Here is a 24624-nt window from a genome sequence, read left to right as displayed (position 1 = left end):
GACCTTCTCCTATCCGTGCACGTGATGCATCAAAGCGAAGGGCTCGCGGGCGTTGGTCGGGTCTACGAAGTAATTGCCATGCAGACCGCCGCTGGTATCGGCGGCAAATTTCATCTGATTGGCAAAGCGCCAGGCACTATCGACTTTTTTGCGCACCATGTACCGGACTTCCGCCGTCGCAAGGTCGATGATCAACGTGCACCCGCCGCGAAATCGCGCCCCCGGCATCCCCTTTGGCCGGAAGCTCTGAGTGATCTCGACAACCAAGTCGGAGCGAATGTTGCTGTCGGGGCCGACCCTACGTACCGGTCGTACTGAATGAACCTCGATCGTGCGCAGGCAACCTTCCTGGCTGCCGATCGTGTACGGCACGGGTTCAGGAATTCGGACAAGACCGAGAGCTGCCAATTCGTCGTCGCTGACGGCTGTCTTATCCATCAGCCAGTGCCACAAAACACGGGCGTTCTCGTTCGAAAGATCGTATGCCTGCTTGCGCTCGCTCTTCAAATCCCAGTCGGTCGACATTTTCTTAAGAACCTCCTGCACCTTCACCTGCCGCAAAGGCAACGGCGGCGGCTCCCAGATCAAGCTGCCGGGCGAAAGATGTTTCACGTCGCGCGGGTAGATTCCCCGGTTACGAAACGCCTCAATGAACGCGATGCGGTAACCGAGCCTGTCATAAGGCACGAGATCAGTATCGGCCGTGATTAAAGCGCGCAAATATTCGCCGAAGACGATATCGATCGGCGGACAGTAGTCCAATGCGCGTATGCATATATTCAGGATTTGGCTAGCGACCTTGCTCGCCTCCCGCGCTAGGCGGTTGACCAGATCAGTCGAGATCGCTCCGTCGGGCAGGACGCCGGTGCCTCCGGTGGCAAGGCGCACGAGGTCAGCCGTTCGTCGCTTGTAGATCTGAAGAAAGGCGTCGAACACCGCGGCGACCATTACAGCGCCGATGGCGTGAGGGTCTCCCGTTGCCCTTGCGTCATCGTAGTCGCTCTGTTTCGGTTCGCGGCGAACCCATTTCCCCTTTTCGCCGCTACCATCCTTCGCCTTTTCGGTTTCGCCAATATAGTCTCGCAACGCGCCGTAACGCCCAGTCGCCTCGCCGAATTGAACCGCAAGTTGACCGAGCAGATTCTGCTGTTCGAGATCGCCGCGTGTGGCCTCGATCTGGTGGCTTAGCGCCTCCGGAAGCGTGAAGTGCTGGAATATCGCGACGATGTCGGCAAACGCCTCGTGGAACGCGAATACGTCTGGATTAGTCGCCTCGCGGAAGCGCCGATGCACACCGTCGAGCAAGGCGTGCGTCGTCTCATGAGCGACCACGTCATGCGAAACTGCCGTGAAGATCACGCTGCCTTGCATCAGGCCTTCTGCCGCGGAGTCGGATGCGCTAAAGTAGCCAAGCAACAGTGCTTTGTGTTCCGGACTATAATAGGCATTCTTGGCGCGCAGCGCGTGCGGATAGATTCGCAACCGCTGTACGTATTCTAGTTTTTTGGTGGGCTCCGTGTCCGGGCATTTCTCGGTTTCCGAAGCGTGCGTTTCCTGCGGCACTACAATCTCGCGCGGCGCCCAAAGCGCGACGCGGCCCAGCGCTTTCTCGAAATACTCGATGGTCTTCATCGACACCGCATATACCATCTGCTGGTGGAACTGCGGATTGGCCTCCGAGGGCGTCAGGCCCGATCTCGTCAGAATGTGCGGATGGTTTAGGTCGACCGGAGCATAGCAGCATTGGCTTGCGGGATCGACGTCGATCACCTCGATATATTCGCCAATCGGACCCTGCTTAAGGTCGTCCTCCCAGTGGACCTCCAGTGTGGCTTCGTTGATGCCGAGCGTATCAAGCTTCGCGCCCAGCGATGGGTCGTAGGCATACACTCGCAACGGCCGGATTGCCGGCTTCGGCGGACGCGGACGCTTTGCGTGCTCAAGTTGAACGGTGAGAACAGCGTTACCCAGGGGCTTCGGGGGTGTCGGGTTTCCAACGGGGATGTTTGCAGCCGCTCCGCCCAAGGCCAGCCGAAGCGCAGTCGATGCCCGCGGATGCGCGATCAGCGCCTCGGCAAGACGCCGCAGATCGGCCGGCGACGCTGCAGCGGGGTCGGGCGGGATGATGCTTTCGATGTCGGTGTTTTGCGAAAGCTGCAAAGCCTCCAGTTCGAGCATCCGTCGTTGTGGAGAATCCGGCATCGCCTGGATGCCGAGGCCGGTCAGGATCTGCAGGATCGGGAACGAGACGGTGTCAGGGGCGGTTTGGCGAAGGGTCGATGCCGCGCCGGGAACTACGGCGAGCGCTTCGCTGGTTCGCAATTCGCCGCGCCCGAGGCGTTTGACTTCCTGTTCGTTTCCCTTGGCGCTTTCGAATAGCGCGTTGCGGATCGCTTCGACCCGCATCCACCCTTGCAGATAGGCATCGACAGCGGCGCGGTTCTTTTGCAGCCAGATCGCCGCAGCGGCCGCAACCTGCGGCGTCGCAGCCGACGTGCCCTGGCCATCGAAATCGACGATACTGCTGCAACCAAAGCGCGCCCACGGCACATTGGGCGTGGGTGCCGCGACCGCGGTCGACATTTTGCTGTCGGGCCCGTAATTGCCGGCCATGAGTCGAATGTCGAGGTCAGCGTATGGCTTGCCATTTGCCATCACACCGCAGGCGGCGATGACACGGTTGAACCGAGCAGGATAGACGATGTTGTGGGTCGGGAGATTACCGAAATTATTGCCGGCCGCGGTGACGATGAAGACGCCCTGCTCGTATAGCGCATTCACGGCGTCGGCCCAGGCCTGCGACGCCAGCCCGCCCATGCTCATGGTGATGATGTCGACGCGATCGGCGCCGTTGGCGTTCAGCCCATGCACATAGTCGAACGCGCGCGCGATCGAACTATTGCTGAACAGCACGACCCGGTTGGCGACCCGAACCGGCACGATTTCTGCAAACGGCGCCCCGCCCAACACTGGCTGTCCTGGCAATGCGGCGCCGGCAAGGATGCTGAGCGTGCCGGTGCCGTGACCGAGATTGGTGAGGAGTCCGCTGGTCTGGTCGCTCGCATCATTCGGATTGTCGTCATTGACGAAGTTACGTCCGATATCGCGACGCAACCGTTTTGGGAGGGTGTGGTGATTGGGGTCGTATCCGGTGTCGAAATGCGCGATACGAACTTTCGAGGCGACCTGCGGTCCGCCGATCGCGGCGATCGCGCTGTCAAATTGCGAGTGGGAGGCGGCGCGGAACCAGTAATTGTCATTATCGCGGGGGAAATCGGAACTCTGCGTGTCCGCACTTTCGCACGACTGCGCTAGGGCCCGCCCGCCCTCGGAAGACTTGCCCGTTGTCCACTTCTGTTCGACGTCAGGCTCAGCGAATGTAGGCGGCGGCCTGCCCGCGACCCCAATCCCCTGCTGCATGAGCGAATGACAGACGTCCCAGGCATTTGCCTCGGCAAATCCGGGTGGCGGCGTCAGAAGGTGCCAAACCTCGCCACCGGCCGCGCCAAACGCCGGCTGCGAGTCAATGCTTTGGAACAGGCGGGTGGCCGCAAACGTCACAGTTGAAGCGCCGAAGGTAAGCTGCGGTGCGGAAAAACCCGGCGCGGCCTTTACTAGAATGCGCTGCATCACGAAAACTCCGGCCGAGTGATCAACCCAGAGATGCCCGGCGTCATCAATATCGAACATTAAAAATGGTGTTGCGTCAGCTTAGGTGGGCAGAACAACAGCATATGTAACTCAAATCTTTATCGGCCGCAACCGAAGCGAGTGTCGCAACGGTGCGACCACTGGAAGATTCGCCGTTTTGGCGCGTCGATAAACACCACTCTCAACCGTTGGCGAGCCGGGGGTGTAAGGACTCGATCGTCTTCAGGCCCCAGACCTGGCCTTTCTCCCGCTTTTCCTCCGTCCAGACAGTTGTCGACTTCCAGTCCGGCACGAGCATCAGACGCGCGCCAGCCTTGGCGACCAAGTCTTTGCAGCGGTCCGGTTAAGCTCTCATCCAGCAGCCTGAGGCGGCGGGTGATGACGAGGTGGCGGCGGCAGGCGTCGGCAACATCGAGCGATCGATTTTTCAATGCAGTCCGACACTGCTTTTAATTACGGCACGCCCGCGAAGATCAAATCTTGCAATCTGCAACACAGCCTTCAAGTCGGCTCCATCCTCGCCCGTCACTTGGTGGCATTGGCGCTTCGGCGCGGTGTTCAGGCGGACCCATGAACTAAGTACCGGCTTGAACGCCCCGCTTACGAAGCAACTAGTTTAGCGCTTTATAGATTAATCATGTGGGATCGGCGCACCTCTTGGTACGTCCACATAATTGCAGTTGCCAGATTTATCCTTATAGCACACGAGCCAGTAACGCGGGTCGGTGCTCGGAGCAACGCCGCAGAGCGAATGTTCTCTTGCTCCATGCTCGGCGAGTCGGACGAATTGACTATGTAATTTGTTGCTTAGATCGGCAAACTTCAACTTCGATTTTTTATACCCCAATTTGCGAGCTATCTTGTAATTTCGGGGCACTCCTTGATGTCTGTCCGGGATTGTCTGTGCTACTTTTTTTGCCATAATCTTCTCCCTGTATTGAAGGCTAGCTCACAGAGTGGAAAGCCTTGTCCCATTATGGCTTCACTAGAACATCTAGTTATTGCCCTTGATTGCATTGGCGACCGCAATTCCGATCTGTGACGCCAAAGCCGCATTTTGCTGAGCTTGTGACGGGCCGGCCTCGGTTGTAGGTCCCATCGAAATGATCAGATCTTGGGTGCGGCTCCGCTGGGTGCCTAATAGCGGTAACGATCCGGTGTTCGCGGAAACGCGCAGAAGTTTCCATGATGGCGTGACATTCCCACTATACAGGATAACAAAGGTTATCTCGTGGGCGATCACGTCCTTTTTCGATGCTTTGGCTTCTGCCTGCAAAGATTTGGCGTAGTCTGGAACCGCGCCGCCGCGCACGAAAGTGGGCGTCGTAGCAGCGTACAGCCATTCCTTGAGCTTTAGGTCGCCCTGTACCAACGTCCCGTGCTGCTGGTTGCATAACATTGCAACCGGCTCGGTGCCCGATGCGGCAGCAAGTTCGTAGATTTGGTCCCTCAAAGCTCTGGCTTTTGCTAGCGAAGCCTTGTCGGTGAAACGCTTGAAGTCGATTAGCCAAGACAGCGTTTCCTTTCGAGTTGCGTCCGCAGATGCACTCCCGCCGAGTCCGAGGGAGAAACTCTGCGGAGTAGTTACCGTTATGTTATGGGCAAATTGAGTTACGGCAGGCGCCATCGGCGGAGTAAACGTGACGCCTGGATTAAGAGAACCCTTCTCATCGACTGTTATTGTCAGGATCGCCTGCGCTCCCCACTTATTCAGCCAATCGACGGAGCGGCCCTGCTGCAGTCCCGCAGCACTTGCTGCTGCAGCCGCATCAATGTCGTCAAGAAGAAGAAACTGAACGCTGGTCTGCACCTCGCACTGAACGTGCTCCACGACGGCGTTGACCATGGTTTGCGTGTCTTGACCGTCGTAGATTTCACTCAACGCGGGGACGTACAGGCCACACCCGCTAAGAAATCCAATGACAATGATGGAAGCTGTTAGCGAATATCCTTTTCGGTCGAACATAATTTGCGCCCCCGCGTACGATCGCAAAATATCTAACGAAAAATGATATGCTACTCTAGGGTGTAGCGCCATTGCAAGCGTTGTATGCCGCAGTTACCCCTTTGTGGCCCTACTGGCTCAGTTTTTGTCTTCGCCGGTGGTAAAGAATACCAAATGCGTCTCAGTGGACGCCACAAGGGCGCCAGCCGGGGAAGCGGGAGCTATGGCTGATTTTGGGTGACGCGGCCTGATCAGGCGGCGTGGCTTTCAGTGTTCGGAATGACTTCGATTCCGTCGATGAACTTTACACCGGCGATGACTTTCGGCAACTGGTTCGTGCTCTTCAATCGCCGCCAGGTCTTCGATGCGGCGTCGATGAGCTTGAACACCATCAGCTTCGCAGTTTGTTGCGACAGCGATCCCTTGGTCCGCACCGTTCGGTGGCGCACCGTGGCGAAGACGCTCTCGATCGGGTTCGAGCTGCGTAGGTGGATCCAGTGCTCAGCAGGGAAGTCGAAGAAGGCGAGCAGCGCATGGCGATCCTTGATCAGGCACTCCACCGCACGTCCGTATTTGACGTGGTATTTCTCGACGAAGACGTCGATCGCGGTTTCAGCTTCGGCCCGGTGTGGGGCCAGATAGATGTTCCGCAGGTCGTTCTTCATGGGGCCCTGCACGGATTTGGCGACCTTGTCGAGTACGTTGCTCACTTTATGGCACCAGCATCGTTGGTGCCGCGTGCCGGGAAAGGCCTCGTCCAGTGCCTTCCAGAAGCCGAGGGCGCCGTCGCCGATGGCGAGTTGCGGGGCAATCCGTAACCCGCGTTGCCGCAGGTCGATCAGGAGTTCGCGCCAGCTCTGCGCGCTCTCGCGCACGCCGACCTGGAAGCCGATCAGCTCCTTCTTGCCTTCCGGCGTGGTGCCAATCAGCACCAGCATGCATTCGCTGTGATCTTCCATGCGGGCCTGCAGGTACACGCCATCGGCCCAGATGTAGACATAGCGACGCGCCGACAGATCGCGTCTCTGCCAGCGTTCGTACTCGACCTGCCAATCGGCCTTCAGGCCGGCGATCACCGAAGGCGACAGGTTCGGCGCATCCTTGCCGAGCAGCGCCGAGAGCGCCTCCTGGAAGTCGCCGGTCGAGATGCCGCGCAAATAGAGGACCGGGATCAAGGCATCCAGGCTCTTCGTCCGCCGCGCCCATAGCGGCAGGATTGCCGAACTGAAGCGGAGGCGGTCGCCTGGCCCGCTCGCTCCGCGGTCGCGGACCTTGGGACGAGCGACCTCCACCGGACCGATGCCGGTCGCAATCTCGCGCACCGGACCGTGCCCATGTCGGACCAGGCGCGCTCGACCGTCGGGCAGCGTCAGATTGGCCGTGCTGGCCAGAAACGCGCCAACCTCGATCTCGATCGCCCTGGCAAGCAGGTCCCGCGCGCCGGCTCGAACGATATCGGTCAGTGGATCATCAACCGCGGACGGCTGACGGAAAGCAAGAACATTGGTAGTCTCGGTCATGGCGTATCGCTCTCCTCGAGAGGTTCTGGCAGGCTCGTCACCCGCCTCGATACGCCGCCTTCCTCACACCGTCATCACCCAGATTCCGCCATAGCTCGGGAAGCGGGACCGGAAGCCGGATTCATCAGCGGGATGATTAAGACGTATAGAACGAACGGCTTTCCGTGGAGCCGAAGTCGATCGGCCGAAGGCGCCTCCTGCGGTACGCCCCGCAGCAAAGCAGCAAATCTGACCACGCAGCCCTTCCAACTTCTGCCCATGGTCTCCCAGCGAAGCGATAAGCATTGCCCGTCAACGTGCCGCCACCAAAACAAAAGTGACCAAGTCTAAATGACACCGCTATTGGAAGCTCCGCTGGATCAGGAAGCAGCATGGATGGCACTCGACGAGATTTTTACCCTCGCCGATAAATATAATTCGAGCGACGCCTACCTCGAATTGATGCGGTTTGTCGGTCGGTTTCGGTTCTATTCCCCCTTTAATGCGATGTTGATCCATACGCAAATGCCGGGCGCGCCCTTCGTTTGCACTAGTCGGTGGCGGCGGGACTATCGTCGGGAGATCAAAATCAGCGCCGGCCAATTGTGATCCTTCAACCGATGGCGGGCCCGGCACCGGAGGCGTCGGTTCAGGATTCATGCACACTCCCCTTTTGCATAATGTGCCCACGGCGTATGTCGCCCGGCGTATATCAAGAGAAGGGCGTCTTGAAATCCTACCCAATTGTTGGGGAATGCCGGTCGCGTCGAAAGCTATGGCCGGCTTATTCGCTTTCGCCGGATCTCAGGGCGGGGTCTGTGACAAAATCTCGTCGAGAAAGCTGATGCGGCGTCGAACCATAAGGTGAAGCTCCGAAGAGCTTCCGACTTCAAGGAGACGCAACGTTCGCCGCTTCTCCGCAAACGCTGAACGAACTTCCGGCAAGCCCTGGATCGTGGGCTTCGCGCTGGCCAAAAGCTGCTTACCAAGATCACGCAACTCGGATTGTAAGGACGAGCCCTGATTCGGATCATCTTCGTACCAGGCTTCGACCAGAAGACGAAAGGGGTCCGGCCACGCAGCAGCCAATGATTCTTCAGCCCCGGCGGGAATTGGGAAACTGAGCAGACTCTCCAAGGCGAAGTCGATTCTGTCGCAAGGAAATACTCTGAGAACGACATCGAACATTTCGGATTGATTGGCCCACCCCGCTCGCGTCGCCGCAATAATCGGCGAACGCGCTACCCGACATGCGAGTAGAAAACCCTCCTCAACCAAATCGCGGTCCGCCGTCCCCTCTTCGCGCGCAATCAAGCCGGCGACCAGATGCTGAAGCAATCGGACCTTGCGATCGAGATAAGGGGGATCGACCAGGTCTTGCTGCCGAACCGGCGACAGCGCAACTAGCCGATCCAATACTTTCGCCAGCTCGGTGAAATCCTTGCGATAAGTATCCCTGTCGAATACGACGTCCGCAATCCGCCATCCAGCCTCGTCGGTAAGGCGGACAATGTCCCTATCCCGGCATTCCCCCTCCGAGCTGGAACTGGGCCTAGTGAAGCGCAAGTCTTCCGGCGTGCCGGCGCGGAGCAGAAGGCCGATTGCCAACTGACGATGAGTGGGCGCAAGGAGACGAGCTGCGATCAATGCAAGCCGACTTGTTCCGTGCGAGTGATTTGCAGCAACTCCGACGGCTTCAGAAAGTATCACGAAGGTGGAAGCCGGATCGGCAATGATGTGCTGCAAGGGCGGCTTGAAGCTGGGCGGAGCGGCTGTACCTCCGAGGCGAGTTTGAATGGCTGCTGTATCGAGGTCGCGGAAGAGACGGTCGATCTCTCGACGCGGATCGCACCGGTTCGTCTCGAGCTCGTCAAGCCGTTCGTGCAATTCAACGATGACGTCGTCCAGAGACAGATACCTCTGATGCGGAGTCACGACGGACCCCAGAACGTCCTTGTTGGCTTCCAGCAAGTCAGCGTAGAGATAGAATGCCCAGGCTTCCTTGGAAGCCTCCGCAACGCCTCGCCGTCGCGCACTCCCGAGCGAGCGCAACCGCGCCACGGTGCCGGAAATCTCCTCGAATGATTCCTTGATCCATCCGATTTCGCGAAGCGTGGCAGAGCGCCTCAGATTGCTCGCCGCATCATGCGGCTGATCCGGCCAGAGCGACAGCAGCTCGTCGATCACCTGGATCTGGAGATGCGTCAGCGCAAATGCGAGCGCCCCGCGCACGGCGAGTTCGCGGCCAGGGCCCTCGCCTCCAACCATCCACAACACGTCGCGCAGAAGCTGGGCCGTCGCGGCATCATCGTCCAGGCGCGCCTCCCGTTCGACGATTTCGAACAGGGGAAGCAGATCAAGCACGCCATTATGCGCCCTCGGCCGCCCACCCGAAAATGCGTTCTTGCTCGCTTTAATGATATGTTTTGCCCGAGCGGCTTCGTCATCTGGCGAGCCGATATCGCCCAGGAAGTGGGTGAGAAGGTCCTGGAGCGAATTGAACGATCTGCCCCCGGTGGCATCGATCGTGAGAAGCCCGACAAGGGCTTCCAGCAATATATTCTTGAGCTTACCGGAGAGCTCGCCTCCTGGCCGCGCCAGGCCGATCCGCAAACTCTCGGCGACGATGAGCGCGGTCTTCTCTCTTTCAGTCAGGAGATTTGGCGGCCTTCTGCTGACCTTGGCGTCTGCTCTTTCGTTTAGCTTACCCAACACACCCCGTTCGATAGCGGTGTCAAATGTGAGCGAAAGTGCCTCATCGAGGGCAAGAAGAAGGGCCGACCGATTGCGCGCTGGCGCGACGAGCCAACGCGGATAGGCGTCGAGCCGCCGCCGCCAATCCAAATGGTTTTTTGCCGGCCGGCTTGACGGATCTTCCTCCGAAGGATTGCGACGAGTTGTCGGCCACTCGAGATTCACGCGCAGGCTGTGAAGACGATTGTGGATATCGGAAAGGAACTTCTCGATCATCTCGTTCGACGACAGGTTCTGCCATTCTCGCTTTTGCGAGAGATCTATCTGATTGATCAGTCTTCCCGCCATCAGGTTGACATCGATCGGATCGGTCGGGCGCAGGCTGACCAGATAGATAGGCTGAATATTGCGCCCGAGATGGTCCCGCACCCAGCCATGCCAGGCGCGGAAATTCGGATCGGCGCCGGAAAAGCCGAACAGGACAGTTACGTTTTCCATCAGGCTTTGTTGAACGAGCGAGACAAAGGGTGCGTACGTCTTAGGGTAGGTGCGGAAATCCTCTTCGGTGAAGATCAGGCGGCTTCCCGATCGCGCGCAACCATGGAGCTTGACAATCCGCGGAGCACAGGTGGACGCAATTTGTTCGACGGTGACTACGCTGTCATAGGAACGGTCATACGTATCGACCGCACGCTCCAGCAACGAATCCCAGTTGGTCGTGAAAATGTCCGCCCAGGGCAACCGCACCAGGAGTTGATGAGCCAAGCCTGGCGCATAATCAGCGTCCGGTACCGCAGTCTCCAGGGCCGCGCGCAAGCGCGCTGAGCCCTTTTGCGCTTCGAACTTGTCTCCAAGCGACATCATCCCTGAGGCGCCGCTGGCATCTTCGAACAGTGCGCGGCGCCGCTCGCCGAGCTGACAGTGAGCAGGTCGCGGTTCCGGGCAAAGCCCCATCGGAGGGCAGTGGGCGCAGGGGGGCAACAACTCGTCGATCAGGGGGCGGACAATGTCACGCCAAAGCGGAAATCTGCGTCTGCTTTCCACTCGCGGCTGAGCATTCAGGCTGAAGCCCGCGCCAATCATTGCCGTAGCCCGACCGCCGCCACGCCCGTCCCGCGCTGCGAGTGCCACTGCAATCGTTTCGATCGAGCTTTCGACGTCCATTTGCGACCCGCCACGCGCTCAACGGCTTATTGACACAATTCTTCGCATTTGACAATTATCGCGTGCATCAAATGAGAACCTCGCCGCTCGAATGTAGGAACCGGTCAAGGCCCGCGGGCTTTTTGGCCACTTCTATGAGGCTTCACTTTGGCAGAGATATCGACCCAACGCGTCGAAGCAATGCGGCAAGAATTGAACGATCTTTCGCAACTTAACGCTGCAATGTTCCGCCAGATTTTTAGCGGCGATTCAACAGAGAAAGGTCTTTTTGCAGCGCGGTATGACAAGACCAACCCAGAAGCGGATAGTTGCTCCGCCGAACGCGGCTGGGATCTCCGAATAGAAGGGGATTTTTTCCTTGTGAAGCATGCCCACGATTCCATTTACATCATCGTCGGAGATGCGACCGGACATCACGCCTATGCCGGCGCGCTCAAGGTATTTGTCGCGGCAGCTCTGCAGAACATTTTCGACAGTTTTGCAAAAAAAAAGCGCGCGCCGACCGGCAGCAAGGTGCTCAAGGAGCTCCATGCTTTCTTCGCAAAAGTAGGCGAAGCCGCTCTGATCGAAGATAGCAACAAGCCCCTCCACCACGGCGTCGACGCGATCGTTATCAGAATTCGCCCGGGGGCCAAGGCGGTGACATGCGCCAGTGCAGGGCTGCCGCTGTTCAAAGTCGGCCCCAAGGGCATCGTTCGCGTCGGTGATTTCAACGACCAGGATGGCATCAATTTTCCGACCAGCCTTGAAATTACCGTACCTTTTGAGCCGAAGGATGTCCCTCTCGATGTACGGGAAACCCGCTTCCTGGCGGTGGTGACGGACGGATTTCACGATCTCAGAAGGGTCGTCGACGGAAATCCGCAAAGCTTCGGGGAGACTGGTATTCGAACCGCGTTGCAAGGGGCCCTCGCCCGGCGCAAGACAGGTCATAGCCGCGGCCAATCCCCAGCCGCGGTTGTGGCGTCCACACTGGTAGCCGCCGCCAAGGCCTTTCGTAAAGGTTATATGATACCAGAAGAAAAGGACGATGATCGTTTAGCGGTCGTGGTCGATCTACGCGCGGCTTGGACTTGATCGGCGCTAGAAAGTGCCAAGATCTGCGGGGAAATCGTTGCCAGATCCGAAATGTTAACGACTTGTACAACCGAATCGATCACAGATCTGCAGGCAGACGGGCCTCGCTATTCAGTTGCACCGGGACTTGCGTCCTGGTTTGAATTGGCGCGACACTCCCGCAGCCGCAAGTTGTCAGCCAGCGTCAAACCTTTCAGCGCAGACTCAAGGGGGTTTGCATGACAATCCACCACAGCCTGATCCGGGACAAAGCTGCCGAATACAGGCTCGGATATTTCCTCGATCCAGATCGCAATGTGATATTTTCTGCCGAACGACCGGATCTGGTGAATGGCGAACACTTGAACAAGGCGCTCGCTTCAATCGAGCTCAAGCTCCGCAGAATGGGCGCCAGCGTGCGGGCGATCCAGGCCGTGAAAGACATTATCATCGAGCTTGCGTGCAATACGCTGATGCATGGTGCCGGCGACCAATCCCGTCCAGAACTGCTGGTTGTGAGCCACTACGATGGTCATATCGGAGTGTGGTTGTTCGGCCAGGGCCGAAGGAGTCAGATCCAGCGATTGCACAGAATCATCAAAGCCATCGACAGTATGGCGAAGCCGCCGAAGCATCGGGACATATTATTCGAACGGCGGAACAGGGACCTGTTGCGGACGAATTCGTCCCCTGCCAGCAAATCATATGGCAGTGGCGCCGGGATGCTGACCATCGCAGCTTTGTCCAGCATGCCCATTCGATTCGCTTCCAGCACGTCGGACGACAAATCGTTCATGTTGCTTTCAACCATCTAGGCGCAAACCGGCATGAAGCAGGAATCAAAAGCGCAAGTACCTGGTATTGATCTGACATTTCCCGACGGAAAGACCGGCTGGATTTGGGGCATATCTGGAGTCGACGATCTGCGCGGCGCGAGTTTCGAAAAAGCATCTCTCTATTTGCGAGACCGGGCAAGGCAGGAAGGCGCTTTCAATTGGACCATCATTTTTGAGCTCGATCATATCGGCTCTCCGGCATTCAGATCCTTGCTGCACCTGATCACCGTGCTCGATCAGCTTGTCATGGAAAAATCCGACAGGCGGACGGTCAAGATTGTGTGGGTAATCAAGCCCAGCGAGGAAAGCATGCGCAGCATGGCCTACGAGATGGTCCGACATTGCGAGGGTATGAGAAAAAATGACCGGCGCACAAAAGGGATCAAGATCGAAATTGTCGACCAACCACCTAGTCAGACGCCGCGTCGTTAGTTTCACGATCAGCGAAGTATGTGGCATCGAACTTGAACCAGACGAGAAGGACGGGACGTTTTTGGATTAGATCCGTCCAGGTAGTGATCCTGATCACTTAGCGCCCGGCTGAGGACGCGGTTCGGTACTTGTGGGAAACCGGTTCGCCACCGCATTCGACCAGCAACTGATTCTTGGCATAGCTTCCTCGGAATAGGCGCGCAACGCTTGTCCCTTATCCGTCGCGTGTTGGGCTCGCAGCCTTGACATTCCCAATCACCGCCTGACCGCCGTTACTTACCTCGATCCTTTCGATACGAATAATCTGGGTACCGCCGTTGCGAAGGCGGCGCATTGTCTCAATCTGGCCGGTAAAAGCATTCAATAGCCGAGCTCCGGCCGACGCCATTATGGCCACGTGTCGGTCGCCGCCGTAGGCGCCGCCGGCCCTGCTCAAGACTGCCATGGCGACTGCATGCGTGCAGGCCATCTGGATCGCCAGTGCGGCCTCCATCTCGTTCTTCGGCTCGGCCGCCTCGATAAAGGCCAGCACGGCGTTGACGCTTGTCTCCGAGATGCCTCCCGAGGGCATGCGCGAGGCATTCTGTATCTGCACAAGCGTCGCGTTCACGAAGTCGCTGGAGGTCGTGCCCAAGGCAGCCTTCAGTCGGTTCCACCAGAACTTTTTGTCGCCGTCCGGCGGATAGGGTTTCGAGTAGTCGCTGCTGATGCGCCGGAGCTTGACGCGAGTGCGGCGGGCGGGCGCCTTTGCGACAGACGTGCTCGGAACTGCCTCGGTTCTGGTCATTTGTCGGTCGCCTTCGCGTAAAGCCGAAGGATTTCCTTTATCCATCGACGTTCCTCCATCGATTCGGCGGTCCAATAGCCGCTTTTGAAGTTGCCATTTCTCTCGACGCGCGGCGCGCCAGGGCTCAACCCACCATGAATGCGACACCTCGCACGGCCGCGGATAGCCGGAGACTGGCAGGGGGTGCCTGCACGCGTCTTTGCACCACAGCGGGGGGCGGCCCTGATGTTCGCTAGCTGAGTCATGACACGGTCCTGGTCCATGGGGTTGTTCGTCATTTTTACCGCCCCTCCCCCTTATCCCGGACAAGCCCGCTCCTCAGATCCCCTAAAGCGATGGTAATCATTGAATCGATCTTTTCCGTTCGGCTTCGATTTGGCGCCACGCCAACGGCTCGGCTTCCTCGCGAGGCATACCTTGGTCAAACTCCAGGATGGCGGCGCGCTCGTCGAACGCGGCTTGCCAGTCGTCGTCGTCCCAGGCGTACCGATTGTTGAAAGCAGGGAAATTGTGGAATGGGTCAGACGGTCTACCGACAAAACTGACAGAAGCTACCGCGCCATCGGGAGTGATCTTTAAAACGCCATCAGACCCGTTTGACAAAACTGAGAAAATCCTTCCTGGAGCGGTTTTGTCAGTTTTGTCGGTAGGCTCTCCGAGAGTTTTTGCGCTTTCTCGCAACTGGTCCAGCCATTTTCCCATATGATCAGCCCTCCACCTTCAGGCTTGGGTTCCAACTATATGCGACGGAAGGGCGGCCACCGGCTGGATGACCCGTCGATGGAATCTCGCGGCAGTGATGGGTGCCGATGAGCATGTCGATGGCCGACGCCACTGCGTCCCGATCGTTCAAAGAAGCCCAGCCCTTGCGCTGGACATCGCGCGGGGTGAACGGCTCGGGCAGCTGGTGGCGGCGTTCGACGATCAGCCGTGCGCCGTTTTCTGCCATGGTCTCGCCCGCCGAATATAGCCGGTTGGCGTGGCTGCGCAGATAATCCGCCCAACCGAGGGCGCGGCGCATCGCCACCTCATTCACCTCGAAGCGCCCGCCATCGGCCAACTCAAACAACAACGCCAACGCCGCTACCGTCTTCGGCATTTTGAGAACGTGACTTTCCAGCGTCGACGGGAGAGAGCCCGAGCGCGCCTCTGCCTGAATCTCTGTCATCCATTGCTCAAACAGCGCCTGGCTCTGTGGCGAAAAGCGTAGGATCGCTGGCTTGTCGGTGTCGCCCATTGAAAGGTCGAATAAGTCGCGGAACACCTTCTCGTAGGCCAAGCGCGCTTTCATGTCCGGCTTCCGATCGACCCACCGCCATGATGCCCGGTCATCCGGCCACACTGTCATTTGAAAGCGTTGGATCAGACCGTCGTTTCCGGTGCCGGACATGGCGCCGCGCACAATTGGTGCAATGCGCGAAGGCTGGACTCCGCCGATGATGCTAACGGTACAGTTTTCGATATGAACGGTACCCCGCCCGATGCGGTCGTAGGTAAAGCGACCATCGCCGTTGTAGGCTTCTAGGTAAAAGGCCCGCTCGCTTTGATGCTCTTCGCTTTCGAGGCGCGTTAGAAATCCCGGCAACTCATCCCGGATCAGCAGTAGCCCACGCGGGTTTTCATTCAAGAGCTCGCCGAGCTTCTCGACGGTCGTGTCGTTCACAACGATTCTCGGACAAGGTGGCTCTTCGTCGTCCTCGACCAGGTTGGCGAGAATGCCCCGTGCGCCTTCACGGTCCCCGCTCGTCAGCGCCTTTTCCGCTTTCTTCTTTGCATCCTTGGCGTCGAGGCTGGCTAGCGCGTCGTCAATCTCAGCCGTCCTAATTTTCTCTTCCCATTCTTCGCGGAGCTCGTCCTGAATGGTATAAATTGGACCGAGCGCTGACTGCATAGCCGGTGACTTCATCGCGCTGGGCCGGCCGATGATCGCGCCCCAAAGGTTCGGTACAACCTCCCAATCATCGTTCTGCTTCGGACAAATGCGCACACGGTTGCCAATTACTGCGGCAAGACCACAAACGGCTGTGACCGCGGCGAAATCGGGGGGCGCTTGCTGCCGATCGGCGACATCCAGAACGTAGTCGCGGATTGCATCCGGCAACAATTCAGGGATGAACGGCTCGACCGGCGGCAGCGTCGAGATGATCGACATCACGGCAGGCCAGCGCGGTCCCACGGCGGCAAGGATCGGCTTGGCTTCCACCAACAGCTGGGAGAGATCGCTGTCTGACATGCCCGCCGGGAGTGGGTCGGCGAGATCCCATTTTGAGGGAAAAGTCTCCGGAATGACTACACTATGAACTGAGGCGGCACCTACGCCAAGCAAGATATCGGCGACGTCTTGCCCGTAGGCCGCGCCGCGATCGTCGGCGTCCTGCCAAATAACGACGCGGCAGCCTGCCAGGGGTGTCCAATCGGTTTTCTTTGCAGCCTGGGACCCGCCCGACGATGTGACGACCACATAGTTTGCAAATCGTTTACTGGCAGCGTCAGCGGCCTTCTCACCTTCCACGACCAATACCGGCAAGAACGGATTAGCGGCAAGCCGGCCGAGACCATATAGGGGGCGAGGGTCCGGGAAGCCTTGGCAACGCCATTCGCTATGGCCATTGGGTCCGGAGCAAAACATGAAAGGCTTAAACTGCTTGGCTGCGAGCACGCCATTCGCGGCGAGATCGAACCGAACCATGTAGCCCAGCAATAGGCCGTCGGGGTCGACATAGCGCCAACTGCGGGAAAATTCAAAACCGCTTGGTGTAAATCGCTTAACAAGATTCATGGGAAGGCCCGGAGCGGAGGCAGGTACTGGCAAGATCGGCTTCCAGGCGTCCGATATCGGTGGCGGCGTGGGGTGCTCAATCGATAGGGGGGAAAAGGGATTTTCGAGGCGGATCACTTCTGTCCCTCCGAAATACCAAGCATAGCAGCAACCAAGCGAGCGGCCTCAGGTGGGGTCAGGTGAAAAAGGTATGCGGCCAAACTGACCACGCCGACGCCGCGGTCGCCGGTTGCAAAATCAGCCCATTTTCCGTTCACCAGGTTGATGCTGAACGAGCCTAGATTACGGTCGGCACGTGTCGGGTTCTTCGCTACGAACTCACATCCCTGACGTTTTCCGTCGGGAAGCCATCGTTGAAGTATCAATAGCAGCGCCGGAAGGGCTACTGCGTTCACGGCACCGAAGTCGATGCGTTTCATCATCGCCGACCACTACGCATTTTCGTAGGCGAAGAAGTGAGTTGCTTCTTCGCGACGCGGACCTCCGTAGCGCGGTCGGTCCAGCCCTTACGCGTCTTGCAAGACTCAGCTTCAAGCTGTCGCGTGACGTAATCGCGAAGCGAAGCAACGATGACCTTACGAGACCGCCCGTCCGTATAGCTCTGGATTTCGCCCAAGTTTAGCAACTCGTAAAACCGCGTGTTGCCGCATCCAATAGCTTTGCGGGCATCCCTCGGGGATACCACCAATGGTTCAATTTCGGTCGGTTTGGATATTTGCGCCATCTTCGTCCCCACGATGCGAACGTGGACGAAGGCGTACACCAACGAAAATGGGCAAAGTGCTATTTTTGGATCTTAGTTTGCCCAGACTGAATTGATTTGACGGGATCAAGCGATTTTTTCAGCCTGTCCCGATGGAAGTCAGCATAGTATTCAACTTCGCTTCGTTCGCGCGGAAGCGCTCGGCGGACCTTCCCAGCTGCTACGTCTTTAACGGCCTTGATAAATGAATTTGCGGCATATGGCCGCCCGGCCTTCTTGAGTTTCATTTCACCCGCGATCGCGCGCGAAAAACGAATGAAGGGTCCGTTCTTCGACGCAAGTTCGCTCGGGGATTTCGCGCCTGAGAAGCCCAGTTCAGTGTATACGATTGGCAACCAATCACCGAACAGCGCTTCAAACGGGCTACGAGCCTGGAAACTGTGTCGCCAAGACGTTTCCACATCGTCTTTATCGTATTGCCGTTCAGCGAGTTCCCGAGTGATCAAGTCCTGCAATGTTTGGATTACCGCTCGTGGCGTTTGGGCAGGCTTAGAAAGATGTCCCCATAGATTGTCGTGCCAAAGACTGTCGTCTTTCATCATTTGGCCCAGCCGCTTCGCGCGATTGAGGACCAACTTTAAACGCCGCCGTTGCGACATCTCGTATTTATCATTGTGATATTGTAAGGCCGCACAATAGAGTTCGATGCACTCATCTATGCCTTGTGCCAAAGCCTCACGATCTAAGTTTTTGGGGAAATGTTCTTTGCCAACTGCCTTCAAAACTCTATTCAGCCCCGCAGGGGCGATCACTACTTTTTCATCAACCATTCGGATCATTCCGCCGGCTAGGCAGACGCGCTATGGGCTCTTCCAGCACTGATCGGCGTCACGGATCTATGGACGACGGGCTTGGAACAATAACTTTCCCACTGGGCCATCAGGGACTGTCGCTTTTCTAAAATGTCCCCGCGCTGATAGGCTGCTTCAACTTTGTTGCCAGCGACGTGGGCCAGGGCGGCCTCGACAACCTCACGCGGGAAGTTAGTGCATTCGGCTGCCCAAGTACGGAAAGTCGAGCGGAAGCCGTGGGTAGTAATGTCGTTGTGGCCCATGCGCCTAAGCAGCATCAGTAGCGACATGTTGGATAGGTTTGCTCTACGGTCTCCAGTGAAAATGTGATCGTTTACGTTTGGTTTTGTGACTATCATACTCCTAAGGATTTCGATGGCTCGATCTCCGAGTGGAATGCGATGTTCTCGCCCTGCTTTCATTCGCTCCGCAGGAACCGTCCATAGACGGCCACCTAGATCAATCTCCGACCATGTGGCGCCCAACACTTCGCCGGTCCGCGCTGCCGTCAGAACCGCGAACTCTAGCGCGCGTGCGGCGACAGCATCCCGCGCTTTTACGGCAGCGACGAAAGCGGGAATCTCGACGTAAGGAAGTGCCGCATGATGTTTCACACGCCTGACTTTACCGCGAGCAGGAAGCAGGTGGTCAAGATGACCGCGCCACCGGGCTGGGTTTTCGCCATCTCGATAACCGCGTACTCTTGCCCAATCCAAAATCCGTTCTATGCGCCCCCTCAACCTCACTGCTGTTTCGGGTTTCGAGGACCAGATCGGTTCGATCGCTTTCATCACCAGTCCAACGTCGACCCGTTGAACTGGAAGCTTGCCAAAAATAGGTGAGCAGTAGGTGGCGACCGTGGTCGCCCACTGGTTGGCATGCTTGACGTTGCGCCAACCGGCTCGATGAGCCGCAATGTAGGCTGTGGCACATTGGTCGAATGACATCGACTTGGCTGCTACCAGGCTGGCTTCGGCCCGGGCCGCCTCCCGTTCTACGATGGGATCTTTACCGGCCCTGCGCATTTCACGCGCAATCGAGGCGAGATCACGAGCTTCCGCCAACGGGACGTCAGCCAGTGGGCCAAGACCCATCTGCCGCTCACGGCCCGACACTGCATACCTAAAAAGCCATGACTTTCGTGGGGTGCCGTCGGAGGCGTTAGTGACCTGCAAATAGAGGCCGCCACCATCGCCATACATGCCCGACACCCTAATGGTTTCGACCTTTCGGTGTGACAGACGGTTGATCGTGCGCGCCACGCCTACCTCCGCTTCTACCCTCGTTCTACCCCCGAATTGTAGCGAAGGTCGGCGAACGTGTACAGATAGGGATGGTGGAGGTAGTGCCTATATTTATTGGACAATTTGAACGTCGGTGAACGATGGCGAAATGGTCGGTGGCGGAGAGAGTGGGATTCGAACCCACGGTACGGTTTCCCGCACACACGCTTTCCAAGCGTGCGCCTTAAGCCACTCGGCCATCTCTCCGGAGCGCCCTCTCTTGAAGGGGCGCCGGCGATTTTGCAAGAGACCGCGAGAAAATCGGGTGAATTTTCCGTAAGATGTTGTATTTAAACGACAATATCTGGCGTCGGCGGCTGTTTTGGAACCGCCTGCTGGCTGAACCCAGGACGGGTTTGGCGCGACGATTCATTTGAGAATGCCAAACACGACCGGGGGCGCATGACCATCCGCAAGACCATCGCCGCACTGGGCCTGATTTCGGCCCTTGGCTCCGCCTTTGCCGGGCCGGCCCTGGCTCAGGTCTGCACCCGCCAAGGGGTTGACGTCAGCTGCGACGACGGGCGGCGCGGGGTGCTTTCGGGCGATGCCATCATCTGGCCGGACGGGACGCGCTCGAGTTCGTCGCCGCATCCGAGCGTGATCATCGGCAACAAGAGCTCGGTGCATGTCGGGCCCGGCGTGTTCGTCGGCCAGGGCAAGGGCATGGTGCCGCTGGACGATCCCAACGCGCCGAACAAGCGGCAGTGCGCGATTCTGGATGGCGTGTCGTATTGCTATTGACGATCTCTTCCTTCCCCCCTCGTGGGAGGGGAGAAGATCAGAGCGAGCTTCACGGAAGCTAAATCAACCGCACGCCCGAGATCGCCGACTTCAACCAGCGCAGCGCTTGCGGGGGCTGGGCTGCGAGCGGGGCGACGGCGGCCTTCTCGATCCGGCATTTTTCGAGCTCGGCGACGAAATCGGCGGACCATTGCTGGATGGTGTGGCCGCGCAGCTTCTTCATCATCGCGTCCCAGCGCATCTTGCGCTCGGTGAGCGGCATCGCGGCGGCGATCGCGATCGCGCGCGCCATGGCGTCGATGTCGTGCGGATTGACCAGCAGCGCCGTGTCGAGCTCATTCGCCGCGCCGGCGAATTTCGACAGCACCAGCACGCCGGGGTCGGCCGGGTTCTGCGCGGCGACATACTCCTTTGCGACGAGGTTCATGCCGTCATGCAGCGGCGTCACCACACCGATCTGCGCGGTGCGATAGAGGCCCGCGAGCACGGCCTGGCTGAAGCCCTTGTTGAGATAGCGGATCGGCGTCCAGTCCACCTCGCCGTGGCGGCCGTTGACGTCGGTGACGAGACGCGCGACCTCGTTCTGAAGATTGCCATAGGCCTCGATGGCACCGCGCGAAGGGTTGGCGATCTGGAGCAGCGAGATGCTGCGCAAGAATTGCGGCTGCTCGGTCCAGAGCCGGTCGAACGCGCTGATGCGGTTGACGAGGCCCTTGGAATAGTCGAGCCGGTCGACACCGATCGCCAGACGCTCGCCGTTGAGGCTGCGGCGCAGCCGCGACACATCCGGATGCGAGGCGGACTTGGCGGCATACTGCGCGAATTTCTCCGCATCGATGCCGATGGGGAAGACTTCACAGCGGGTGCGGCCGTGCTGCGACAGCACAACACCATCATCGATGACGAGACCGAGCTCGCCGGCGACATAACCAAGGAAATTCTGGCGATCCTCCTCGGTCTGGAAGCCAATGAGATCGTAGGCGAGCATCGCCGTGATCAGTTCGCGATGATTGGGTACGCCCTGCGTCACCGCGGCCACCGGCCACGGCGTGTGCAGGAAGAAGCCGATCGGATCGCCGACGCCGAGATCGCGCAGCTCCGCACCGAGTGCGAGGAAATGATAGTCCTGCACCCAGAATGCGGTCCGGGGCTTGCGGAAGCGCATCAAGGCGCGCGCCATGAAGGCGTTGACCTCGCGATAGCTGACATAGTCTTCGCGCGAAACGCGGATCAAATCGCTGCGCGAATGCAGCGCCGGCCACAACGCCGAATTGGCAAAACCTTCGTAGTAGCCGCCGTAATGCGCCGCCGGCAGATCCAGCGTCGCAATCGCGCCCGAACCCAGCGCCTCGATCTCGGCAAACGGTTCCTTCTGATGGCCGTCACGCACGCGGCCGGAAGACCCCACCCAGATGGCACCCGAATGTTCCACAACGGGAAGCAATGCCGCAGCCAAGCCGCCCGTCATGGGCTCGTTGGGTTTGCCGCGCGCAACACGATTCGAAACGACGACTAAGTTCACAGGTCGTCCCCTCCTGTTCATTCCACCCCGTTTAACTGGCGTTCATCAATATGGTTCCTGTCATCATTTCCACGAAATGAAACCAAAGTCAGGCGCGCACGTTGGAACTGGTTTCGCTTGCGGAACCTACTGCAAAGACAGTCATTTTGGTACTATTGCACGGCATGCATCGCTGCACGCTAGGGCGCTGCGCCGACGGCCTTTATGTCTGCAGCGTGGCGCTGCCTTTGTTTCACCTCGGATCGAGCAGGCGCGCGAGGAACGCGCGCACATCGCTCGGCGCATCGAAGTGACCATTCACACCCATGGCACGGCGGCCCACCGAAAAAGCGAGCCCGTTCATGTCAGGCATGATCGCGAACACGGTCTCGTCGGTGACGTCGTCGCCGATGAACAGTGGACGCCGTCCCCTGAACGGTTCGTGCTTCATCAACTCGTGCACGCCGGTCGCCTTGGTGAAGCCGGAATGCTTGATCTCGCAGACGAACTTTCCGGGCAGCACCTCGATCGGCGCATTGGGCAGATCGGCGCGGATCAGCGAGACAGCCTCGAAGATCGCCTTCTCCGCATGCGGTGCGAGGCGATAGTGCAGCGCGAGCGAATAGCCCTTGTCCTCGAGCAGAATGCCCGGACTGAGCTTTGCGATCGCAGCGAGCCGCCGCTTCAACTCCTTGTCCAGCGGCGGCGCGTGCACATCATCCGCTTCATTGTCCACCGACAGCCGCATCTCCGCACCGTGGCCGGCGACGGCGCGATAGACGTCGGGCGCGAAGATCAAGTCGATGTCGTTGAGCGAGCGGCCGCTGACCAGCGCCAACGCCCCGGAGGTGCGTTCCACCAGCCGCTTGAGCGTCTCCGACAGGCCCGGCGGCACCCACACTTCGCGCGGCGTCGGCATCAGGTCGAGCAGCGTGCCGTCGATGTCGAGCAGGATCGCGGTCTCGTCGAGATGTGGCACGAGCGCATGCGGCACCGGCACCGTTTCCGGCACATCGTCGTCAACGGGCATGGTGCGCTTCTCGTCCACTGCCATTTCCGCAAGTTCCGATTTCATAGTCTACTCCATAAAGGCCAGCGGCCGCGCTATTTGTTCGAGCGATTTGCGTTCCGCGGAGACGGCGTAGCGCCACGCCACGATCGCGGCCGCGATCATGAGGAATGCCCCCAGCAAATAGCCGGCGAACACGCTTGTACGTGATCCCGTGTCGATCAGCGCGCCGAACAGCGCCGGGCCGATGACGCCGCCAATACCGGTGCCGACCGCGTAAAACACCGCGATCGCCAGCGCGCGGACTTCCAAAGGAAACGTCTCGCTGACCGTGAGATAGGCCGCGCTCGCGGCGGGCGAGGCAAAGAAGAAGATCACCATCCAGGCGATGGTCTGTCCTTGCGCACTGAGCGCCCCGATCGAGAACAGATAGCCCGACAGCGCCAGCAGCAGGCCTGACGCGCCATAGGTGAACATGATCATCGCGCGCCGTCCGAGCGTGTCGAACAGGCGGCCGAGCAGCAGAGGGCCGAGGAAATTGCCGGCGGCGAAGGGAAGCAGATACCATCCGACATGATCGGCGCTGATGCCGTAGAAATCGGTCAGCACCAGCGCGAAGGTGAAGAAGATGGCGTTGTAGAAGAAAGCCTGCGCGCCCATCAGGACGAGGCCGACCAGCGCACGCTGGCGATAGACCGTGAACAGCGTGTGCATGACCTCGCGAATCGGCGTGTGATCGCGCATCTTCAGCCGGATCCTGGTGAAGCGTCGGTCGCTCGCATCCTGGTCGTGTCCGATCACCGAACGCTCGATCTCGTCGACGATGGCGTGGGCCTGATCGGGCCGCCCGTGGATCATCAGCCAGCGCGGACTTTCCGGGATCCACATCCGCATCAACAGCACGACGAGGCCGATGCTCGCGCCGATGAGATAAGCGAGGCGCCAGCCGAGATCGGGGCCGATCAAGGCGGGATCCAGCAGAACGATGGCCGCCACCGCGCCCATGGCCGCGCCGATCCAGAAGCTGCCGTTGATGACGAGATCGGTCCAGCCGCGATAGCGCGCCGGCACCAGCTCCTGGATGGTCGAATTGATCGCGGTATATTCGCCGCCGATGCCGGCGCCGGTGAGAAAACGAAACAGCGCGTAGCTCGCGATATCCCACGACAGTGCGGTCGCAGCGGTGGCGGAGAGATAAAGCGCGAGCGTGATGAAGAACAGTTTCTTGCGGCCGATGCGGTCGGTCAGCCAACCGAAACCGAGCGCGCCGAGCACCGCGCCGGCGAGATAGGCTGAATTGGCAATGCCGAGATCGAGATTGGAGAATTGCAACGAGGGACTTTGCTTCAGCGCGCCGGAAAGCGCACCGGCGAGTGTCACCTCGAGCCCGTCGAGGATCCAGGTGATGCCGAGCGCCAGCACGACCCGGGTGTGAAAGCCGCTCCACGGCAGCGCGTCGAGACGTGAGGGAATACTGGTCTCGATGATGCGATCGGTCGCGACCGCCGAGACACCAGGTCCATAATTCAGCGCTTGGCTTTGCTGCAATTCCATCGCGTTGCTGGGTCTGACCAATGGAAGCGACCCCGGTTCACATGATGTGGCCAGGGGCGAACCGATCATCGGGGTGCGGCATTCCGCCTGCCACCTGCGACAACGTCTGCGGCAAGCGCCGGTTCCCACAGGAACG

General features: G+C 59.1%; 19 protein-coding genes and 1 tRNA gene. 5 read left to right on the top strand and 15 right to left on the bottom strand.

Annotation, left to right across the window (positions count from 1 at the left end; translation table 11 throughout):
* Positions 1-9: 9 nt before the first annotated feature.
* From ACFLEY_RS02250 to ACFLEY_RS02240, 3 genes are all read right to left on the bottom strand, one after another.
* Positions 10-3690, bottom strand: coding sequence for a S8 family serine peptidase (locus tag ACFLEY_RS02250; RefSeq protein ID WP_396604499.1), 3681 nt, complete (start codon positions 3688-3690; stop codon positions 10-12).
* Between the two features lie 955 nt (positions 3691-4645).
* Entirely contained in the window at positions 4646-5617 is a 972-nt protein-coding gene (locus ACFLEY_RS02245; protein ID WP_396604498.1) for a hypothetical protein, read from the bottom strand.
* Positions 5618-5847: 230 nt separating this feature from the next.
* Positions 5848-7116 carry an IS256 family transposase gene (locus tag ACFLEY_RS02240; RefSeq protein ID WP_038952271.1) on the bottom strand — a complete coding sequence of 423 codons (1269 nt, stop codon included), beginning with the start codon at positions 7114-7116 and terminating at the stop codon, positions 5848-5850.
* Between the two features lie 330 nt (positions 7117-7446).
* Between ACFLEY_RS02240 and ACFLEY_RS02235 the strand changes: the two genes are divergently transcribed.
* Positions 7447-7704 (top strand): hypothetical protein, encoded by a 258-nt coding sequence (locus ACFLEY_RS02235; RefSeq protein WP_396604497.1) that lies wholly within the window; start codon positions 7447-7449, stop codon positions 7702-7704.
* 195 nt (positions 7705-7899) lie between these two features.
* On the opposite strand, the gene ACFLEY_RS02230 is transcribed toward ACFLEY_RS02235, so the two are convergent.
* Positions 7900-10953 (bottom strand): SIR2 family NAD-dependent protein deacylase, encoded by a 3054-nt coding sequence (locus ACFLEY_RS02230; RefSeq protein WP_396604496.1) that lies wholly within the window; start codon positions 10951-10953, stop codon positions 7900-7902.
* A 147-nt stretch (positions 10954-11100) separates the two neighbouring features.
* On the opposite strand from ACFLEY_RS02230, the gene ACFLEY_RS02225 reads away from it, so the two are divergent.
* From ACFLEY_RS02225 to ACFLEY_RS02215, 3 genes are all read left to right on the top strand, one after another.
* Positions 11101-12030 (top strand): SpoIIE family protein phosphatase, encoded by a 930-nt coding sequence (locus ACFLEY_RS02225; protein ID WP_396604495.1) that lies wholly within the window; start codon positions 11101-11103, stop codon positions 12028-12030.
* Positions 12031-12248: 218 nt separating this feature from the next.
* Positions 12249-12824, top strand: a complete 576-nt coding sequence (locus ACFLEY_RS02220; RefSeq protein WP_396604494.1) for a DUF6272 family protein — start codon at positions 12249-12251, stop codon at positions 12822-12824.
* A 12-nt stretch (positions 12825-12836) separates the two neighbouring features.
* A complete protein-coding gene (locus ACFLEY_RS02215) occupies positions 12837-13277 on the top strand; it encodes a hypothetical protein (RefSeq protein WP_396604493.1) in 441 nt (146 codons plus the stop codon).
* Positions 13278-13491: 214 nt separating this feature from the next.
* Here ACFLEY_RS02215 and ACFLEY_RS02210 read toward each other — a convergent pair whose 3' ends face one another.
* The 8 genes from ACFLEY_RS02210 to ACFLEY_RS02175 form a co-directional block, all read right to left on the bottom strand.
* On the bottom strand, positions 13492-14064 hold the full coding sequence (locus ACFLEY_RS02210; RefSeq protein WP_396604492.1) for a hypothetical protein: 573 nt from the start codon (positions 14062-14064) through the stop codon (positions 13492-13494).
* Positions 14061-14309 carry an HGGxSTG domain-containing protein gene (locus ACFLEY_RS02205; RefSeq protein ID WP_396605005.1) on the bottom strand — a complete coding sequence of 83 codons (249 nt, stop codon included), beginning with the start codon at positions 14307-14309 and terminating at the stop codon, positions 14061-14063. Before ACFLEY_RS02205 ends, ACFLEY_RS02210 begins: the two co-directional genes overlap by 4 nt.
* 97 nt (positions 14310-14406) lie before the next feature.
* Entirely contained in the window at positions 14407-14766 is a 360-nt protein-coding gene (locus ACFLEY_RS02200) for a hypothetical protein (protein WP_396604491.1), read from the bottom strand.
* 4 nt (positions 14767-14770) lie between these two features.
* Complete coding sequence (locus ACFLEY_RS02195; protein ID WP_396605004.1) at positions 14771-16216, bottom strand: YfjI family protein; 1446 nt, start codon at positions 16214-16216, stop codon at positions 14771-14773.
* A 740-nt stretch (positions 16217-16956) separates the two neighbouring features.
* Positions 16957-17265: a hypothetical protein gene (locus ACFLEY_RS02190; RefSeq protein ID WP_396604490.1), complete on the bottom strand. Its 309-nt coding sequence runs from the start codon at positions 17263-17265 to the stop codon at positions 16957-16959.
* A 361-nt stretch (positions 17266-17626) separates the two neighbouring features.
* On the bottom strand, positions 17627-18376 hold the full coding sequence (locus ACFLEY_RS02185) for a hypothetical protein (RefSeq protein ID WP_396604489.1): 750 nt from the start codon (positions 18374-18376) through the stop codon (positions 17627-17629).
* 17 nt (positions 18377-18393) lie between these two features.
* The gene (locus tag ACFLEY_RS02180) at positions 18394-19659 is read right to left on the bottom strand and encodes a tyrosine-type recombinase/integrase (protein WP_396604488.1); all 1266 of its coding nucleotides are present in this window, start codon (positions 19657-19659) and stop codon (positions 18394-18396) included.
* A gap of 138 nt (positions 19660-19797) precedes the next feature.
* Positions 19798-19887 (bottom strand) — tRNA-Ser (locus ACFLEY_RS02175).
* Between the two features lie 195 nt (positions 19888-20082).
* On the opposite strand from ACFLEY_RS02175, the gene ACFLEY_RS02170 reads away from it, so the two are divergent.
* Entirely contained in the window at positions 20083-20424 is a 342-nt protein-coding gene (locus ACFLEY_RS02170) for a hypothetical protein (protein ID WP_038966690.1), read from the top strand.
* A gap of 58 nt (positions 20425-20482) precedes the next feature.
* Here ACFLEY_RS02170 and ACFLEY_RS02165 read toward each other — a convergent pair whose 3' ends face one another.
* The 3 genes from ACFLEY_RS02165 to ACFLEY_RS02155 all read right to left on the bottom strand — a co-directional run bounded on the left by ACFLEY_RS02165 (position 20483) and on the right by ACFLEY_RS02155 (position 24488).
* Entirely contained in the window at positions 20483-21946 is a 1464-nt protein-coding gene (locus tag ACFLEY_RS02165) for a trehalose-6-phosphate synthase (RefSeq protein ID WP_060909803.1), read from the bottom strand.
* A 232-nt stretch (positions 21947-22178) separates the two neighbouring features.
* Positions 22179-23000: a trehalose-phosphatase gene (gene otsB / locus ACFLEY_RS02160; RefSeq protein ID WP_060909802.1), complete on the bottom strand. Its 822-nt coding sequence runs from the start codon at positions 22998-23000 to the stop codon at positions 22179-22181.
* 3 nt (positions 23001-23003) lie between these two features.
* Positions 23004-24488, bottom strand: coding sequence for an MFS transporter (locus ACFLEY_RS02155; RefSeq protein WP_211434357.1), 1485 nt, complete (start codon positions 24486-24488; stop codon positions 23004-23006).
* Between the last annotated feature and the right edge of the window lie 136 nt (positions 24489-24624).

The organism is Bradyrhizobium sp. YCK136, assembly GCF_044570075.1.
Classification (GTDB): Bacteria; Pseudomonadota; Alphaproteobacteria; order Rhizobiales; family Xanthobacteraceae; genus Bradyrhizobium; species Bradyrhizobium diazoefficiens.
Note: the sequence above shows the minus strand (reverse complement) of the source record. Positions and strands in the feature narration are given on the sequence as shown.

Excerpts from the sequence above, each read along its gene's own strand:
- ACFLEY_RS02190 (WP_396604490.1), bottom strand. The coding sequence starts at position 17,265 with ATGATGAAACGCATCGACTTCGGTGCCGTGAACGCAGTAGCCCTTCCG.
- ACFLEY_RS02235 (WP_396604497.1), top strand. The coding sequence starts at position 7,447 with ATGACACCGCTATTGGAAGCTCCGCTGGATCAGGAAGCAGCATGGATG.
- ACFLEY_RS02210 (WP_396604492.1), bottom strand. The coding sequence starts at position 14,064 with ATGACCAGAACCGAGGCAGTTCCGAGCACGTCTGTCGCAAAGGCGCCC.
- ACFLEY_RS02250 (WP_396604499.1), bottom strand. The coding sequence starts at position 3,690 with ATGTTCGATATTGATGACGCCGGGCATCTCTGGGTTGATCACTCGGCC.
- ACFLEY_RS02240 (WP_038952271.1), bottom strand. The coding sequence starts at position 7,116 with ATGACCGAGACTACCAATGTTCTTGCTTTCCGTCAGCCGTCCGCGGTT.
- ACFLEY_RS02205 (WP_396605005.1), bottom strand. The coding sequence starts at position 14,309 with ATGACTCAGCTAGCGAACATCAGGGCCGCCCCCCGCTGTGGTGCAAAG.
- ACFLEY_RS02185 (WP_396604489.1), bottom strand. The coding sequence starts at position 18,376 with ATGGTTGATGAAAAAGTAGTGATCGCCCCTGCGGGGCTGAATAGAGTT.
- ACFLEY_RS02230 (WP_396604496.1), bottom strand. The coding sequence starts at position 10,953 with ATGGACGTCGAAAGCTCGATCGAAACGATTGCAGTGGCACTCGCAGCG.
- otsB (WP_060909802.1), bottom strand. The coding sequence starts at position 23,000 with ATGAAATCGGAACTTGCGGAAATGGCAGTGGACGAGAAGCGCACCATG.
- ACFLEY_RS02200 (WP_396604491.1), bottom strand. The coding sequence starts at position 14,766 with ATGGGAAAATGGCTGGACCAGTTGCGAGAAAGCGCAAAAACTCTCGGA.
- ACFLEY_RS02215 (WP_396604493.1), top strand. The coding sequence starts at position 12,837 with ATGAAGCAGGAATCAAAAGCGCAAGTACCTGGTATTGATCTGACATTT.
- ACFLEY_RS02245 (WP_396604498.1), bottom strand. The coding sequence starts at position 5,617 with ATGTTCGACCGAAAAGGATATTCGCTAACAGCTTCCATCATTGTCATT.
- ACFLEY_RS02220 (WP_396604494.1), top strand. The coding sequence starts at position 12,249 with ATGACAATCCACCACAGCCTGATCCGGGACAAAGCTGCCGAATACAGG.
- ACFLEY_RS02170 (WP_038966690.1), top strand. The coding sequence starts at position 20,083 with ATGACCATCCGCAAGACCATCGCCGCACTGGGCCTGATTTCGGCCCTT.
- ACFLEY_RS02155 (WP_211434357.1), bottom strand. The coding sequence starts at position 24,488 with ATGGAATTGCAGCAAAGCCAAGCGCTGAATTATGGACCTGGTGTCTCG.
- ACFLEY_RS02195 (WP_396605004.1), bottom strand. The coding sequence starts at position 16,216 with ATGTCGATCATCTCGACGCTGCCGCCGGTCGAGCCGTTCATCCCTGAA.